The organism is Actinokineospora sp., from assembly GCF_052390155.1.
Classification (GTDB): Bacteria; Actinomycetota; Actinomycetes; order Mycobacteriales; family Pseudonocardiaceae; genus Actinokineospora.
The window spans coordinates 1-16,264 of record NZ_JBQTHF010000110.1 but is presented as its reverse complement, the minus strand read 5'-3'; the positions used below and the strand labels follow the sequence as shown (position 1 = coordinate 16,264).

General features: G+C 68.7%; 16 protein-coding genes. 10 read left to right on the top strand and 6 right to left on the bottom strand.

Annotated elements, in window-relative coordinates:
* The first annotated feature begins 173 nt into the window (after window positions 1-173).
* Genes ACT4N7_RS27630 through ACT4N7_RS27595 form a run of 8 tightly spaced genes read left to right on the top strand, consistent with a single transcriptional unit; the run spans window position 174 to window position 10,093 of the window.
* Complete coding sequence (locus ACT4N7_RS27630; RefSeq protein WP_444831798.1) at window positions 174-1,229, top strand: UbiA family prenyltransferase; 1,056 nt, start codon at window positions 174-176, stop codon at window positions 1,227-1,229.
* A 15-nt stretch (window positions 1,230-1,244) separates the two neighbouring features.
* Window positions 1,245-2,957 carry a hypothetical protein gene (locus ACT4N7_RS27625; protein WP_444831797.1) on the top strand — a complete coding sequence of 571 codons (1,713 nt, stop codon included), beginning with the start codon at window positions 1,245-1,247 and terminating at the stop codon, window positions 2,955-2,957.
* A 6-nt stretch (window positions 2,958-2,963) separates the two neighbouring features.
* Window positions 2,964-4,235, top strand: a complete 1,272-nt coding sequence (locus tag ACT4N7_RS27620; RefSeq protein ID WP_444831796.1) for a glycosyltransferase — start codon at window positions 2,964-2,966, stop codon at window positions 4,233-4,235.
* Between the two features lie 45 nt (window positions 4,236-4,280).
* Window positions 4,281-5,390: a flavodoxin-dependent (E)-4-hydroxy-3-methylbut-2-enyl-diphosphate synthase gene (gene ispG / locus ACT4N7_RS27615; protein WP_444831810.1), complete on the top strand. Its 1,110-nt coding sequence runs from the start codon at window positions 4,281-4,283 to the stop codon at window positions 5,388-5,390.
* Between the two features lie 24 nt (window positions 5,391-5,414).
* The gene (locus tag ACT4N7_RS27610; protein WP_444831795.1) at window positions 5,415-6,029 is read left to right on the top strand and encodes a 4Fe-4S dicluster domain-containing protein; all 615 of its coding nucleotides are present in this window, start codon (window positions 5,415-5,417) and stop codon (window positions 6,027-6,029) included.
* A 3-nt stretch (window positions 6,030-6,032) separates the two neighbouring features.
* Complete coding sequence (nrfD, locus tag ACT4N7_RS27605) at window positions 6,033-6,902, top strand: NrfD/PsrC family molybdoenzyme membrane anchor subunit (RefSeq protein ID WP_444831794.1); 870 nt, start codon at window positions 6,033-6,035, stop codon at window positions 6,900-6,902.
* Window positions 6,903-6,911: 9 nt separating this feature from the next.
* A complete protein-coding gene (locus tag ACT4N7_RS27600; protein ID WP_444831793.1) occupies window positions 6,912-9,467 on the top strand; it encodes a molybdopterin-containing oxidoreductase family protein in 2,556 nt (851 codons plus the stop codon).
* Complete coding sequence (locus ACT4N7_RS27595; protein ID WP_444831792.1) at window positions 9,464-10,093, top strand: TorD/DmsD family molecular chaperone; 630 nt, start codon at window positions 9,464-9,466, stop codon at window positions 10,091-10,093. The genes ACT4N7_RS27600 and ACT4N7_RS27595 overlap by 4 nt, the downstream gene beginning before the upstream one ends.
* Here the strand turns inward: ACT4N7_RS27595 and ACT4N7_RS27590 are convergent.
* From ACT4N7_RS27590 to ACT4N7_RS27570, 5 genes are all read right to left on the bottom strand, one after another.
* Window positions 10,086-10,547, bottom strand: coding sequence for a TetR family transcriptional regulator C-terminal domain-containing protein (locus tag ACT4N7_RS27590; RefSeq protein WP_444831809.1), 462 nt, complete (start codon window positions 10,545-10,547; stop codon window positions 10,086-10,088). The two genes, ACT4N7_RS27595 and ACT4N7_RS27590, sit on opposite strands and share 8 nt — an antisense overlap.
* Window positions 10,548-10,780: 233 nt before the next feature.
* Window positions 10,781-11,368 carry a CGNR zinc finger domain-containing protein gene (locus ACT4N7_RS27585; protein WP_444831791.1) on the bottom strand — a complete coding sequence of 196 codons (588 nt, stop codon included), beginning with the start codon at window positions 11,366-11,368 and terminating at the stop codon, window positions 10,781-10,783.
* 29 nt (window positions 11,369-11,397) lie between these two features.
* Window positions 11,398-12,258 (bottom strand): aminoglycoside 3-N-acetyltransferase, encoded by an 861-nt coding sequence (aac(3), locus tag ACT4N7_RS27580; protein ID WP_444831790.1) that lies wholly within the window; start codon window positions 12,256-12,258, stop codon window positions 11,398-11,400.
* A gap of 323 nt (window positions 12,259-12,581) precedes the next feature.
* On the bottom strand, window positions 12,582-13,229 hold the full coding sequence (locus ACT4N7_RS27575; protein WP_444831789.1) for a response regulator: 648 nt from the start codon (window positions 13,227-13,229) through the stop codon (window positions 12,582-12,584).
* Window positions 13,226-14,371, bottom strand: coding sequence for a sensor histidine kinase (locus ACT4N7_RS27570; RefSeq protein WP_444831788.1), 1,146 nt, complete (start codon window positions 14,369-14,371; stop codon window positions 13,226-13,228). The genes ACT4N7_RS27575 and ACT4N7_RS27570 overlap by 4 nt, the downstream gene beginning before the upstream one ends.
* Before the next feature lie 230 nt (window positions 14,372-14,601).
* Here ACT4N7_RS27570 and ACT4N7_RS27565 point away from each other — a divergent pair, with 230 nt between their 5' ends.
* Window positions 14,602-15,057, top strand: coding sequence for a DUF6326 family protein (locus tag ACT4N7_RS27565; RefSeq protein ID WP_444831787.1), 456 nt, complete (start codon window positions 14,602-14,604; stop codon window positions 15,055-15,057).
* A gap of 116 nt (window positions 15,058-15,173) precedes the next feature.
* Window positions 15,174-15,296 (top strand): hypothetical protein, encoded by a 123-nt coding sequence (locus ACT4N7_RS27560; protein ID WP_444831786.1) that lies wholly within the window; start codon window positions 15,174-15,176, stop codon window positions 15,294-15,296.
* 572 nt (window positions 15,297-15,868) lie between these two features.
* Here ACT4N7_RS27560 and ACT4N7_RS27555 read toward each other — a convergent pair.
* Window positions 15,869-16,264, bottom strand: a 396-nt coding sequence (locus tag ACT4N7_RS27555; protein ID WP_444831785.1) for an ATP-binding protein, incomplete at its 5' end; no start/stop codon positions are given.

Here is a 16,264-nt window from a genome sequence, read left to right as displayed (position 1 = left end):
AGCACAGCGGACCGGAGTTGTCATCGACTTACTCGAATTATCCCAAGTTCTGTGGAACTTGGGTCGAGTATGTGGTTTGCTCGATCACGGCTCGCCGGAGCGTCCCCCAGGACCCGCGTCGCGATGTGGCCGGATTCCCGGTCGCCCCCGCGCTAGAGAGAGGGCCTCGATCCATGACCAGTACGCCGGTACGCCCTGGCGGCCCGCGGCTGACCCCGCGGCAGCGCCTGCTCACCCACCTGGAGGTGGGCAGGCCCGACCTGGTCTTCTACTCCGGTCTGGTGAGTGTGGCGGGCGCGGTGCTCGCCGCCGACGACTGGACGTTCTGGCAGTTGCTCGGCGCGTGGGCCGCGCCGACCTGCGGCTGGTTCGCCGCGATGTACGGCGGCGACTACTTCGACCGCGAACTCGACAAGATCACTAAATCGCAGCGCCCACTGCCGTCTGGGCGGATGCGGCCCGGCGAGGCATTGGCCGGGATGATCGCCTGGGTGCTGCTCGGCATGGTCATCGCGGTGCTGCTCAACCCGCTGAGCTTCGTCATGGTCGTGCTGGCGCTCTCGCTCGGCGTCGCATACAGCAAGCTCCTCAAGGCCCGCGGGATTTGGGGCAACATCTCCCGGGGGCTGATCACGGCGTGCGCGTTCGCCGTCGGCGCCCTGTCCACAAGCGACAGTCCAGCATGGACACTGGTCGCGGTCGCGCTCGTCTTCGCGCTGCACGACGCCGCGTCCAACGTGATCGGCGCGCTCTGCGACCAGCAGGGCGACCGCGAGGGCGGATACCGCACCTTCCCGGTGCGCCACGGTGAGCGGGCCTCGCTGCGGCTGATGGTCGGCTTGCACCTGCTGTGGGTGCTGGCCGCGATCTGGTTCACGTTCGCCTGGACGGCACCCGGCTTCGACGCGGCAGGGTACGCGGCGCTGCTGGCGGTCGCGGTGGCCATGACACTGGTCTCGGTGCTGATGCTGACCCGGTCGACCCAGCCGATTCCCCGCGTCGTCGGCCTGAAGTCGCACGAGGTGCTGGTGATCGAACGCCTGGTGCTGGGCAGCGCGTTCGTCGCGGGCGCGGGCGGAATCTGGCTGGGACTGGCGATCCTGGTGCCCTTCGTGGCGGCGACCTTCCTGTCGTCGCTGTTCCTCATGCGCGGCAGCTACGAGCCGAGCAGGCGGTGGCGGGCCCGCCACGCGGCCCACAAGGCGGCGGCGGCCCAGCCCCACCCGTGAACCTGGAGGACCACCGTGCACACCGACGATCTCCTGCCGACCGTCGCCGATTCGGTCGCCAGGGCCAAGGACTACCTGTTCGACCGCCAGCGGCCGGACGGCGGGTGGACCGACCGGATGTCGTCGTCCACCATCTCCACCGCCATCGGCCTGCTCGCACTGGCCAGAGCCGACCGGGTGGCGCACGCGGACCGGTTGGCGACGGGCCTGGAATGGCTGCGCGACAACCAGCGGGCCGACGGCGGCTGGAGCCTGGTCGACGCCGACCCGCCCAGCGACGAGCACATCACCGCCTTCGCCGTGGCCGCCTTCAAGGTGATCGACCCGACCGGATTCGCCGACTGCGTCGCTCGGGGGATGGCCTACATCGACGCGCACGGCGGCGAATCGGTCATCTCCCCGGACCTGAGCGACGGCGGTCCCCGGACGTGGCGGGAGATCGTCGCGATCGTCTGGGCGATGGAGGGGCTGCGCGAAGTCCACATCCAGCCCTCGCAGCCAATGGAGGTCATGCTCCTGCCCGCGGGTCTGCGCAACCGCGCGTCGATCGTGCTGCCGGGTGTACTCGGGCTGGGGATCGGGCAGCGGCGGGTGCTGCCGTCCGGTCGACTCAAGCGCGTCGCGCAGCGCCTGGCCGAACCCAAGGCGTTGCGCTGGCTGCGGTCGGTCATGGGGCCCAACGGCGGCATCGAGGAGTGCGCGCTGATGTGCGCGCTGGTGTTCAGCGGCCTGCGGATCGCGGGCCCGGAGGTCGGCGCCGACATCCAGCGCGGCTGTTTGGACTTCCTCCTGTCCACCATGCGGCCGGACGGCTCCTGGCCGATCGACCGCGACCTGGAAATCGCCGTCACCAGCTACAGCGTCCTGGCGCTCAAGGAATGCCACGGCGACCTCGCCGCCGACTCACGGCTCGACCGCACGCGGCAGTGGCTGCTCTCGACCCAGTCGGCCGGGTTCGCCCCGCTGAAGATGCCCGCGGGCGGCTGGTCCTGGGCCGCCCCGTCCGGGTGGCCCGAGTCGGAGGACACCGCCGTCGTCCTCACCGCGCTGGCCGAACTCGGCCTGTCCCGCGAGGACAGCGCCCTGGCCCTGGGCCTGCGCTGGCTGGCGGGCATGCAGAACCGGGACGGGTCGTGGTCGGAATGGGTGCGCGACTCGACCATGATCCACGACGGACCCTGCCCCGGCGTCACGGCGCACGTCGCGATGGCCTACCACCGGCTCGGCGTGGCGGACCGCTCCGGGCTGGGCCGCGCGCTGCGGTACTTCGAGACGACCCAGAGTGCCGACGGATCGTTCTCGTCGCTGTGGTTCCGGGACAACACCCACGGCACCGCCAAGGTTCTCGAAACCTATGCCGAACTGGACAACGCCGACAACCACGTCGCGGTGCGAGCCGCCCGGTGGCTCCTGGACACCCAGCGGCCAGACGGCGCATGGCCGGGCAAGGCCGTGGAAGGCCCGCCGGACGGCGGCACCGCGGAAGAGACCGCCTGGGCGCTCTTCGCCCTGCTGCGGTCCGGCCAGTCACCGACTGACGAGCGAATCCTGCGCGCCGTGCGCTGGCTGGTGGATGCCCAGAACGCCGAGGGCACCTGGCGCCCGCAGGGCGTGGGACTCTACTACGACACCCTCTACTACAGCGATGACCTCATCGCGCACGCGTACGCGCTGCGCGCCCTCGCCCACTGGCAGCGGTGTGCGAGCGGCGAACCGGGCAGCCGGTAGCCGACCGTGCGCGCGGTCATCGTCACCACCGGCACGCAAGGCGACGTGTCCCCGTACACCGGAATCGGCACCAGGCTGCGCGACGCGGGGATCGACGTCACCATCGTGACGCACAAGGTGTTCGGCGACTTCGTCGGCCAGTGCGGTCTCGACTTCGACGCGATCCCCGGTGATCCGCGCGAACTGGTCTCCTCCGGCGACTTCCAGACCTGGGAACGCACGCAGTACTCCGTTCGGGCGCTGCGCCACCAGGTCCGGCGCGTGCGCAACGTGGTCCACGATGTCGCGGCGATGATGGACTCGGTCGCGGACGGGCTCGCCGAGGCCGTTCCCGACGACGCCGACATCCTGTTGCTGTCCGGCACCGCCTCGCCGCTCGCCTACCACCTGGCCGAAGCGCGGGGCCTGCCGAGCATGGGGGTGTACTGGGGCCCGACCGAGCCGACCGCGGCATTTCCGCCCACGATGGCGGGCGCGAGATCCATGGGGTCGCTCGGCAACCGGGTCGCGGGCGAAGCCGGTCTGCGCATCACCTACGCCGCCTACAAGAACGCCGTGCGGAGGCTGCGCGCCAACCTCGGGCTCGGCCCGGCGGGCCTACGAGCGGTGCGACGTCGTCAACGGACCCGGCAGTGGCCGGTGCACCACGGGTTCAGTCCGGTGATCTTTCCCCGGCCGCCGGACTGGCGCCAGGGGATGGAGGTTGTCGGCTACTGGTGGCCGTGCAGGCCGCGCGACTGGCAGCCGCCGAACGAACTGATCGACTTCATCCACTCGGACACCGCGCCGGTGTTCGTCGGGTTGGGCAGCATGGCCACCGACGACGCGCGCCAGGTCAGCGCGCTCGCCGCGCGGGCATTGCGGCTGGCGGGTGTCCGCGGCGTCATCCAGTCCGGGTGGTCGGACCTGTCGGTGTCCGGCGACGACCTGATGACCATCGGCCCGACGCCGCACGACTGGCTGTTCCCGCGGATGCGCGCGATCGTCCACCACGCCGGGGCGGGTACCACCGGCGCGGCGCTCCGGTCGGGGGTTCCGATGGTCACCGTGCCGGTCACCATCGACCAGCCGTTCTGGGCGTCGCGCACCGCGGACCTCGGTGTGGGGCCCGCGCCCATACCGTTCTGCACCTTGACCGCCGACGCCCTCGCCAACGCGATCCAGAGCGCGGTGACCGAGACCGGCTATCGGGAGCGGGCGTTCGAGGTCGCCCGGCAGGTCGAGGCGGAGGACGGCGCGGGCCGCGTGCTCGACGCCGTGACCAGGCTGGTCGGTTGAGATGTCCAGGACAGGGAGCAGCTCGTGCCGTTGACCTCGCTCGGGATGCCGACGTTGCCGCCGACGGTGCTGTCCGAGCGCCGCAAGACCCGGCAGCTCCAGGTGGGGTCGGTCGGCGTCGGCAGCGAACACCCGATCTCGGTCCAGTCGATGACGACGACGGTGACGGCGGATGTGAACGCGACGTTGCAGCAGATCGCGGAGTTGACCGCGGCGGGCTGTGACATCGTCCGCGTCGCCTGTCCGACCCAGGACGACGCGGAGGCGTTGGCGGCGATCGCCCGCAAGTCGCAGATCCCGGTGATCGCGGACATCCACTTTCAGCCGAGGTACGTCTTCGCGGCGATCGAGGCGGGGTGTGCGGCGGTGCGGGTGAATCCGGGCAACATCCGCAAGTTCGACGACCAGGTCAAGGAGATCGCGCGGGCCGCGAAGGATCACGGGACGCCGATTCGGATCGGGGTGAACGCGGGTTCGCTGGATCCTCGGTTGTTGGCGAAGTACGGCAAGGCGACTGCCGAGGCGCTGGCCGAGTCGGCTTTGTGGGAGGCGTCGCTGTTCGCCGAGCATGATTTCCACGACGTCAAGATCTCGGTCAAGCACAACGATCCGGTCGTGATGATTCGCGCGTACGAATTGTTGGCCGAGCAGTGTGATTATCCGCTGCACCTGGGTGTCACGGAGGCGGGTCCCGCGTTCCAGGGCACCGTCAAGTCCGCTGTCGCTTTCGGCGCCTTGTTGCGGCAGGGAATCGGTGACACGATCCGGGTGTCGCTCTCGGCCCCGCCGGTGGAGGAAGTCAAGGTGGGTGCGCAGATTCTGCAGTCGCTCAACCTGCGCCCGCGCAAACTGGAGATCGTCTCCTGTCCCTCCTGTGGCCGCGCCCAGGTGGACGTCTACAAGCTGGCCGACGAGGTCACCGCGGGCCTGGAGGGCATGGAGGTCCCCCTGCGCGTCGCCGTCATGGGTTGCGTGGTCAACGGCCCCGGCGAGGCCCGCGAAGCCGACCTCGGCGTCGCCAGCGGCAATGGGAAGGGGCAGATCTTCGTCCGGGGCGAGGTCGTCAAGACCGTCCCCGAACACCAGATCGTGGAAACCCTCATCGAGGAAGCCCTGCGCCTGGCCGAAGAAATGGGCGACCAAACAGGACAGTGATCACGCTACGGGACGGAGCACAGAATGCCGCGCTGGGGAATGCTGATCGACCTGAGCCAATGCATCGGGTGCCACGCGTGTTCGGTCGCGTGCAAGGCCGAGTTCGACGTGCCGTTGGGCGTTTTTCGCGACACCGTCAAGTATGTCGAGGAAGGCGTCTATCCACACGCGACACGACACTTCATTCCGGTGCTGTGCAACCAGTGCGAGGACGCGCCCTGCCTGAACGCCTGCCCGACCGACGCGATCGTCCGGCTCCCCAACGGCGAGGTCACCATCGACGAGGGCGACTGCAACCTCAACCGGTTCTGCATGGCGGCCTGTCCCTACGACGCCATCTACGAGGACCCGGTGCGGAAGGTGGCGCAGAAGTGCACCTTCTGCGAACACCGGACCTCCCAAGGGCTCCAGCCCGCCTGCGTTGACGCCTGCCCGACCGACTGCCGGATCTTCGGCGATCTCGACGACGCGGAAAGCGATATCGCGCAACGGATCGCCACCGAGGACACCAGCGTGTGGAAGCCGAGCGCGGGCACCGCGCCCAAGGTGCACTACGTCGACCCGCGGCACGCGCTCCCGCTGATCGAGGTCGACGGGGTGCAGGTCGACCGGGGGACGGACCTGGCGGGGGAGCGCTGAGCCATGCCCGCAACACCCTGGGGGCCGCTGATCGCGCTCTACTTCGTCCTCATCGGACTACCCAGCGGACTGACCTTGGTCTCCTGCTGGCGAACGGTCCGATGGCCACACGTGGCGAGCCGCACGGACCAGGCGGCCCGCGTCGTGGCGCTGGTGGCCCTGCTGCTCGTCAGCGTCGTGCTCGTGGTCGATCTCGGCAGGCCGGAGCGCTCCTTCCTGATGCTCACGCAGTTCGGGAATCTGGGTTCGCCCATCGCCGTCGGCGCCAAGCTCATCGCCGTGAAGATCCTTCTCCTGGTGCTGGACCTCTACTTGCGCCACCGGGCGCGGGGCCCGGGCGGCCTCGCCCGCATACCGGCGGACCGACGCACGTCGATGGTCGTCGGCACCGTCACGTGGATGTTGGCCGCGGTCAGCCTCGCGCTGGCCGTCTACCCCGCGGCCGTGCTGTCCCGAACGTGGCTGTCCCCGCTGTCGGCGACCAGCGGTGCCGCTCTCGTGTACTTGGTGACCTCGGTGCTCATGGGCGTCGCGGCCCACCTCGCCATCGACAGCTTGCTCCGCGTCCGCGAGCAAGCGGGCTCATTGCGTATGCCTGCCCTGGTGCTGCTCGGTGTCCACGCGGTGGTGCTGGCCTTCCAGGTGGTCGCGCTGGTCGGCGACCCGCGCCTCGACCCCGCCGTCATCGCGACCTTCGCGACGGCGTCCGGGGCGACGCTGTGGTGGGGCCTGAGCGTCGGCGTCGGAGTCGTGGTGCCCGCGGGCGGGTTGGCCATCGCGCGGACCGGTCGCGGGCCGCACATCGGCTGCGCGACCGCGATCCTGGTGGGCGCCTGCGCCTGCCGCTACCTGTTGTTCGCCGCTGGAGGGTGAGACACGGCCATGGCTGGACAGGACGATCCCGGTCTCGAAACCTGGACCCTCACTCGCCGCGACCTGCTGCGGTTCGGCGCGATCGCCGCGACCGCGGTGGCCGGGCTCGGGGTGATCGACGTAGCGCACCGGTCCGCGACGACCCTCGACCTCGGCCTGCTGCCGGTGGACGAAACGGCAGGCGTGCGGCACATCAGGTCCATGTGCCAGATGTGCACCACCGCGTGCGGAATCACCGCGACCGTCGCTGCGGGACGGCTGCGCACGATCGCGGGCAACCCCGAGGACCCCAACAGCCAGGGATCGCTGTGCGCCAAGGGAGTCGCGGGTCCCTCGATCCTCTACGACCCGAACCGGCTGCTCTATCCCATGCGCCGGGTCGGGAAGCGGGGCGAGGGTCGCTGGCGCCGGATCTCCTGGGAGGAGGCGTACACCGAGATCGCGGACCGGCTCACGACCATTCGCGCGAGCGGACGGCCGGAGGAGTTCGCGTTCCAGCAGGGCCGCAACAGGTCGACCGACATCGTCAGCCGATTCCTCAACGCCTTCGGGACACCCTCGGTCTTCAACCACCGCGCGCTGTGCTCGGCGAACCGTCGTGCCGCGGTGCTCACGATGATCGGCGAGACCGACTGGGATCTCGGCGACTACGAGCACAGCGACTACATCCTCAACTTCGGCTGCAACTGGGCCGAGGCGCACCAGGGACACATCCCGGTCGCGATCCGGATGATGCGCGCCCGCAAGAACAACGGCGCCAAGACCGTCACCTTCGATGCCCGGCTGTCGAACACGGCCGCGCTGTCCGACGAGTGGTTCTGCGTCAAGCCTGGAACCGACGGGCTGATCGCGCTCGCCATGTCCCAGGTGATCTGCAGTGAAGAACTGTGGGACAAAGCCTGGTTCGACACCTGGTGCAACGTGTCCGCCGATGCCTACGCCGCGCACGTGGCGAAGTACACGCCGGAGTGGGCCGAACGGGAAAGCGGTGTCCCGGCCGAACACATCCGCCGCGTCGCGCGGGAGTTCGCGGCTGCGGCACCGCGCTGCACCACCATCTGCAACCGCGGTTCGCAGGCCCACCGCAACGGCTACTACAACGACCGCGCCATCAGCGCGCTCAACGCGCTCGTCGGGAACCTGGGCAGACCTGGCGGCTGGTGCTGGCACCCAGTGTCCTCTTGGGACAAGAAACTCCTGCCCGAACCCGAGCCCGTGCCACCGAAACCGACCCGGCGGAGCGTCATCGCCGAGGCCAAGCAGTGGCCCCTGGCGAACGCCTGGGCCGGTTATCAGATGAAGGTCGGCGAGATCGTCTATAGCTGGATCAAGGAAGGCAGGCAGCGGGTCGCCGCCCTGATGACCTACAACTGCGACCAGGCGTGGTCCTGGCCCGAGGCCAACCTTGTGCGCGAGGTGCTTGCCGACGAGGAGTTGGTCCCGTTCCACGTGTGCATCGACGTGATGCACTCCGAGACCGCGGACCTCGCCGACATCGTCCTACCGTGGACCACATACCTCGAACGCTGGGACATCGACTCGCGCCCACCGCAGGGCCTCGTGGACTACGTGGGCCTCCGGCAACCGGTGGTGGCTCCCCTCGGTGAGTCCAAGGACCTCCGAGAGATCTTTCCCGAACTCGCCCGACGCATCGGCGGCGGGATGGAGACCTTCTTCCCGTGGGCCACCGTCGAGGAATACTTCGAGGAGTACTTCGCGAACGTACCGGGCGGTTTCCAACACATGCGCGAGCACGGCGTCTGGATGGACCCGGCGAAGAAGCCGAACTACGAGCCGCATCGGCGCCCGCTGACCGAGAAGGATCTTCACGACAGCGTCACCGACCCGGCGACGGGGATCATCTACCAGGGCACCGATGCCAAGTCGGGCAAGCCGAAACCGGTCGGGATCGTGGTGGGCGGGGCAGCGGTACGCGGGTTTCTCACACCCTCGCGGAAGGTGGAGATCCACAGTGGATTCGTCGAACAGCAGGGAAAATCGGCCGACGTGCTGATCGACCCGATGCCGATCTACGAACCCATACCCGACCACCAGCGCGACCTGGCCGACGACGAGTTCATCATGATCAGCTTCAAGTACAATGTCCACAATGCACACCGCACCGGCCAGTCACCTTGGTTGCAGGAGATCGCGCACAGCAACCCGGCGTGGCTCAACAGCGCCACCGCCGCCCGGTTGGGCCTTGTGCACGGCGACTGGGTGGAACTGGTGAGCTACCGCCCGAACGACCGCCTGGTACCCCGAGGCGACGGGTCTCGACTCGGCAGCCTGCGCACCCGAATCCAGGTGACCGAGGGCATCCACCCCCGAGTGGTCGCCATCGCGCACAACAACGGCCGCTCGCGCGGCGGTCCGATACCCACCAACGGCGCCGACACCGTCCGCCTGCCGGGACACGGCGAGACCAGCGCCCAGCCCGACGTGTGGTGGGCGGGCGCGCTGAGTGTCCCGCAGAACGACCTGATCCCGATCTACCCGGACCCGACCACGGGCCACCAGTCCTTCAACGACACCATCGTCCGCATCCGCAGGCTGACCCCGTGAGCGACCACCGTCCCGAAACACACGCCAGCGCGGGCTTGCTTTCCTTGTGCTCGCGCATTCTCGCCGCCGAGATCGACGCAGTCCTCTACCGAAGACTGCTCGACTCGACCGACGCCGACTCACCACCCCTGCTGGGCGCGGACATCGCCGGACTCGACGAGCAGGCAGGCATCACCGAACTCGCCGTCGAGTTCTGCAGGCTGTTCGTGGGTCCCCGTCCCGAATGTCCGCCCTACCCGTCCGCCTACGGCGCGGGCCGACTCCTGCGCGGCGATTCGGAGCGCCGGTTCACCGAGTTCCTGTCCGCACGCGACCTGCGAGTCGAGATCCTGTCGCCGTTCAAGTTTCTTTCCGACGACCACATCGCCGTACAACTCGCCGCAGTCGTCACCCTGACCCAGATCGTCGGCGATGAGCGCCTGCCCAGCACGACGAGGGCACCCGCGGCATCAGCGGTATCCATTCTGTGCCAACGACATCTCCACCCGACCCTGCCCGACTTCACCGCCGCCCTCACGAAGTCGGCTCGACTCGCCCCATACACCACAGTCGGCGCCGTACTGCTGCCCGCACTGAACGCAGTCGTGACCGATCTGCCCACCTTCAGTGCCAACGACATCAGGTGAAGCGGTCTTGACCAGCTTTGAGGCCCCTGTTTGGCGAGTTGGAGGTCCAGCCCCGGATACGCCAAACGTGGCGTGATGCCACTGGCGCAAACCCGGCCGCCGTCGTAGACGGGCCAAAGAAGGGCGTGACGCGGCGCGGATCAACTCGCCGGGGGCAGCCGAAGATCCGGTCCAAGTGATAGTCGAGCGTGGTGACAGCGGTGCGGGCATCGGTGTAGCCGACGAGCATCTGCGTCATCAAGCCGTCGACTACAGCGAGCAACGTGACGGCTTCCCGCGTCGGGTCGAGATCCCCACCAGTGCGGCGGATGGTCTCCGCGACGAACTCACGCAGACCGGAACCCCCTTCGCGCAGGGAACCGGCGAGCGCGGGCTCCACCACTGCCCTGGAGATGAACGCGACCAGCACCGGTGCCTCCGCGGTTGCCTGCGGGCTCAACGGAAGCATCTCCATCAACAACGCCAACCCGCCAAGGCCACCAAGAGCAGCCCGGCCACGGCATCCCTTCGGCGCGACCGGGCCAAACCCGCGCACCACCCCAGCGCGGGAACCACGACGGTCAGATCGAGCATGTCGGCGCCGGAAACCGCCACCGCCGTTACCGCGACCAGCAGCGCCGCGCGCCACCAGAGCCCACGGTCGACTACGAGTCATGCCTGCCAGCGGCCGCTGCGATGCCCACACCGTCAGCGCGCCTCGTCGTGGCGGACGCTCAACTGCCGCCGGTAGTACCGCGCCTGACGACCCCGATGGGCGCACGACGAATGGCAGTGGCGGCGGCGCGCGTGATGGCGTACGAACAGCATCGGGCAGCCCGGTCCCTCGCACCGACGGATCACGGGAACCTCGGGCCCGGCGAACAACTGGACGCACGCGTCAGCCAGCAGGCCGAGAATCCCGGCCGCCCCCTCGCCCGGGATGACGGTGACGACCGGCGCGGACCGGCCCGGCGCCGCCAGTGTCCTGCGTACCGGGGACCGCGTCACGCACGCGGTGACGACGGCGAGGGCGTCCTCTCCGGCGCGACCACCGTCGAGCACGGAGAGCAAGATCGCGCGCACGGCGTCGCGCAGCGCCACCAGCCTGCGGTGGTCCGCGCCGGACAGAGCCGTCATCGCCTGCACCGCGGCCATCTGCCTGACCTCGTCCCACCACCCGGCAACCAGCTCCGGCGTCCCCAGGAAGTCGAAACCCTCGCCGTCCATGACATACCAGGAGTTCGCGAGATCCACCGCCAGGTTCTCACCCAGGACGGGGTAGTAGTCAACGACCATTCAATGACGTTAACACGCCACGGTTACCGTCATCGCGCGCGCGACTCCAGCCAACTCACCGCGAACTCCACGATCTCCGCCGCAGGCACCAACAGACTCGGGGCCTCGCCAACGGGACCGGTCACGCCCCCGCCTGACGCGATGAACTCCGCCACGATCATCGCGAACGGGTCCGCATCGAGTCCGTCAAGGCATGCGACAACCGGACTGGACGTGTCGAACTCCTCAACCATCCGCCACTCGGTTCCGCGCGGAGTCGCCAGTGGAGCCTCGTACCCGATCACCCGCTTGTCAGGGATGTCGGCGAGGTGTTCGGCGTGGTGCAGCAGCGTCATGCTGTCAAAGGGCGCGCCGATCATCACGACCTTGCCGCGTGCCTCGACCAGTCGCGCCAATGGCGAGCCCGGACCGTAGCCGTAGTCGATCGGATGATCGCCGGTCATCCACGCGGCCCGGTCGCCGACGGCGGCCACCGACGCCCCCGGATTCCCGCTCCGCAGGGCGCCGGGCCACGTGCGCACGAACTCGGGTAGCACTCCGTTGTCCCGTGCGGACCTCGACGTGGCCGGGTCGAACGGAGGGATGTGCTCGCGCCATCGCTCCGGCACCCGGCCATCGTGGAGCAGTACGTCATAGCGGGCATCCCAGTCCGTGTAGGCGACAACTGTGCCACCCGGCGCCGCCGCATCGATGAGAGCGCCGATAACCGCGTCCGGCCCGTTCAGCATCCGGCCCACTCGGCTGAGTGCGCCATGCGCCATCACCACGTCGCCTGGCCGAATGCCCAGCGCGACAAAGTCCGCACACAAGCGGGCGCGCGTCACGAACACTTCTGAGCCTGCGGTCATCTGAGTCACCACCGATCTGAGTGAAGCCACAGTCGCGCGCATCTGCGCGACAGGCTGACGGTAACAGGCGGAGTTTGCCGTCGGGTTGTCGAGGTGAAGAACTCGGATCAAGCGACATCGCGTGGAGTCTTGCTGACGGTATCCGAGCAATTTTTGCATCAGTATGTACCAACGCCTGGCACCCGCCGAACACGGATCAAGCGCCACACTGCCGGGATCGCGGCCGGAGTCGATCCAGCGGCGATCGTCAAGGGGATCAACGACGCGCAAGCCGATCGGGAGGCCGAACTCGCGCTGGTCCCCGCCGAACCGCCTTGTGACGCTGTGAGGGGTGCGGCAAACGGCGGCGGGAGCCCATTGCGGCGTCAGATGCGGCCGGTCTCGTGGGCCCACATGGCGACCTCGACGCGGTTTCGGGCGCCGAGCTTTCGCATGAGGCTGGCGAGGTGGGCTTTGACGGTGCTTGGGGTGATGTAGAGCTCGCCGGCGATCTCATTGTTGGTGCGGCCCTGGGCTACAGGCACGAGGACTTCCTCCTCGCGGGCGGTGAGCGGTTCCATCGGCTGCCTCGGTGGTGAGGTCTGTGCGTGGGCGAACGCTGCGAGCAGTCGGACAGTCACGCTGGGTGCGATCAGTGCGTCTCCGTCGGCGGCGGCGTGGATGGCCTGGGTCAGCAGGGCGGGTCCGGCGTCCTTGAGCAGGAACCCGCGGGCGCCTGCTTTGAGCGCCCCGTGGACATACTCGTCGAGGTCGAAGGTGGTGATGATCACGATCGGCAGGGGGTCGGTGACGTCGGGGCCTGCGAGGCGTCGGGTGGCTTCGATGCCGTCCATCAGCGGCATTCGGATGTCGAACAGGCCGACATCGGGGCGCAGCTGGAGCGACAGGCGGACTGCCTCGCGCCCGTCGGCGGCCGCGCCGACCACTTCGATGTCGGGTTGGGCGTCGAGCAGCATGGTCAGCCCGGTGCGCACGATGGGCTGGTCGTCGGCGATGAGGACCCTGATGCTCATCGTGGCGTCCCGGTTCGGGGCAGGACCGCCTCTACCCGCCAGCCCCGCTCGGCGGCGGGGCCTGCGTGGAAGGTGCCGCCGAGCAGTGCGGCGCGTTCCCGCATGCCCACCAGGCCGTAGCCTGCTGGGGCGCGGCCGCCTGCGGCGGAGCCGTCGTCGTCGATGGTCAGCCGTACCTGGTCGGCGTCGCCTGTGACGGCGACGGTGACCTGGGTCGCGTGGCGAGCGTGCCGTCGAGCGTTGGTGATGGACTCCTGGGCTAGGCGGTAGATCGCGGCCCCGACTGCCGGGCTGAGGTCGTCGAACTCGCCGAACAGCGTCACCTCGACGCAGGGACGCGTCCGGCCATCGGTGGCGAGCTGCTCGACCTCGGCCACGCCGGGCTGCGGCGCGAACTCGGTGTCCTGTGTGGCGCGGAGCACGCCGACGATGGCGCGCAGCTCGGTGAGGGTGCGGGTCGCTGCGTCCTCGATGATGGCCAGGGCCTCGATGGCACGCTCGGGGTGGGAGGCCGCGATGGCACGTCCTGCTTGGGCCTGGATGGCGATGCCCGAGACGTGGTGGGCGACGGTGTCGTGGAGTTCACGAGCGAGCTGCTCGCGTTCGCGGGCCTTGGCTTGGTCGATGTCGCGGATGCGGATCTTCGTGCGATAGCGGATCGCGGCGCCGAGCGCGGCGGCGAACAGGAAGAACGCGTATGCCGCGACAGAATCCGCCAGGCTGGTGGTGTCGGCGACGTTGGTGATGGGCAGCCAGAGCAGGATGACGCCGAGGCCGCTTGCGGCTTCCCGACCGGAGCCCCACCGGAACAGGGCGTAGGCCAGGATCAGCGCCGCGCCGATGCTGTACAGCAGGGCGCCTTGCGACCCGGTGAGGATTCTGACGATGTCGACGATCGTCAACGTGCCGAAGGAGACCGCAACCGCGACGAGCGGGTGCGTGCGTCGCCACAGCAGGGGGCCGAGGACCGCGAGCACCGCGAGTAGCAGCAGCGGGCGTGGCGCCAGGTTCTGGCGAAGCACCACTTCCACCAGGGACCAGCAGATCAGTACTGCGACCAAGGCCCAGTCACCCGGCCTCCGCTCCGGGGCATTCGTGGGTCGAGGTTCGGCCCACAGCGAGCGGAGTGCGTTGGTGGCCATCTGATCAGCCTAGGCGGCCCGCGTGCTCGGTGTATCCGCCGAAAGCACAACAGCCTGGCTGTGCCAACGGCCAGGTCGAATCAGGCTCCGCGGCTGATGTGCCCGCCGCAGGCATCCGTGAAGGTGGAAGCACCCACCCAATCAAGCCAGGGAGCATCGTGATGAGAACGCCTCAATCCCACACCGCATTAGAGAATCCGCCGTCCCAGAGCACGCTGGAAGATCTGCGCATGCCCGTGCAGGCCAAGCTCGCGGCAGCATGGACCAGCTTCATGTTCCTCTACATCTACGTCGACTACCTCGCCCTGTACAAGCCCGGCTTCATCGACAACATCCTGGCCGGCATCGTCCACGAGTTCGACATCGGTCCAACCTTTGTCGCCATTTCGCTCACGCTCATGGCCATCCCGATCCTCATGATCCTGCTCTCCGCGACACTGCCCGCCCGTGTCAACCGCACCATCAACCTCGTCGTAGCAACGCTCTACATCCCCGTCTCGATGTACAACGCGGCAGGGGAGTCTTGGACCTACTTCTACTTCTACGGCCTCTCCATCGGACTTGAGGTGCTGCTCCTGGCCTTCATCCTGCGCTCCGCCTGGACCTGGCCACGCCGCACCGCATCATCGGCGACCCTGGCAGCCGGCCTCGACAGCGAGCCACTCCGCACGCCGCAGCAGGCGTGACTGCCCGCCCCGCGCCCGACCATCCTTCGCTCGCGCCACCGGCGGGCACGGTCACCTGTCTCAGGGTTCGCTGTTGAGCACTCCGTCCCACCCCGTCCCCCAGAACGGTCCCGGTCATGATCGAGGCACGCGAACTCACCAAGCGCTACGGCGACACCACCGCCGTGCACTCCCTCAGCTTCACGATCGCGCCCGGGGACCGTCACCGGGTTCCTCGGCCGAACGGCGCCGGCGCATGATCATGGGACTGGACCGGCCGACGTCGGGCACCGTCAACGGCAAGCCCTACCGGCAGCACCGTGCCCCGCTACGCGAGGTCGGCGCCCTGCCGGAGGCAAGCGCCGTGCACCCCGGCCCCTCTTGGTCAGAATGGTGTGAGACACCGCCGAGTGAGTGCGGGGTCCCTGATCGAGAGGGCAGGACCGGAGATGTTGTGTACGTGTCCACCCATCTGACAAGCAGTCCGGGTCGTGTGACCCGGCGAGCGCGGGGCGGGGCCGGCCTGAGGAACGTCGACCAGAACGACTCGGCGGGGCTGTTGTCCCAGCAGATCCCGGTCGCGCCCATCGACCGGCGCAGCCCGTGCCGCACACATGCCTGTGCGGTCAGATTGGCCGTGTACTCGCCGCCGCGGTCGGAATGCAGGACGGTGCCACGGCACCGGCCGCCGCGGGCGGTCACCGCGGTCTCGATGGCGGTGGTGACCATCTTGTCAACGGTCATTGGGAACTCCGGGCGGGCGGACAGTTGGTCTCCGGGCTGGTGGACAGTATTTCTCCGGGTTGATGGACAGCAGTTCTCCGGATGGCTGCTAGTTCAAGGCGACCACTCCCTTGCCGGCGATGGCTTCGGCGAGGCGGTGGCTCTCGCCTTTCGTGGTGATCAGGTGGGCGTGGTGCAGTAGCCGGTCGACGGTGGCTGTGGCCAGTGTTTTCGGCATGATCGAATCGAAGTCGCTGGGGTGGATGTTGCTGGTCACCGCGATCGAGCGGCGTTCGTAGGCGGCGTCGATGATCCGGTAGAACGCCTCGGCGGCCTCCTGCCCGGCGGGCAGCATCCCGATGTCGTCGATCACGATCAGGTCGCAGCCGCAGATCCGGGAGATCGTGCGGGCTACCGACCCGTCGACCTTGGCTTTGTCGACCGCGGCGGTCAGGGTTTCCAGGGTGAACCAGGACACTCGCATGTCGTTCTCGATCGCCGCGTG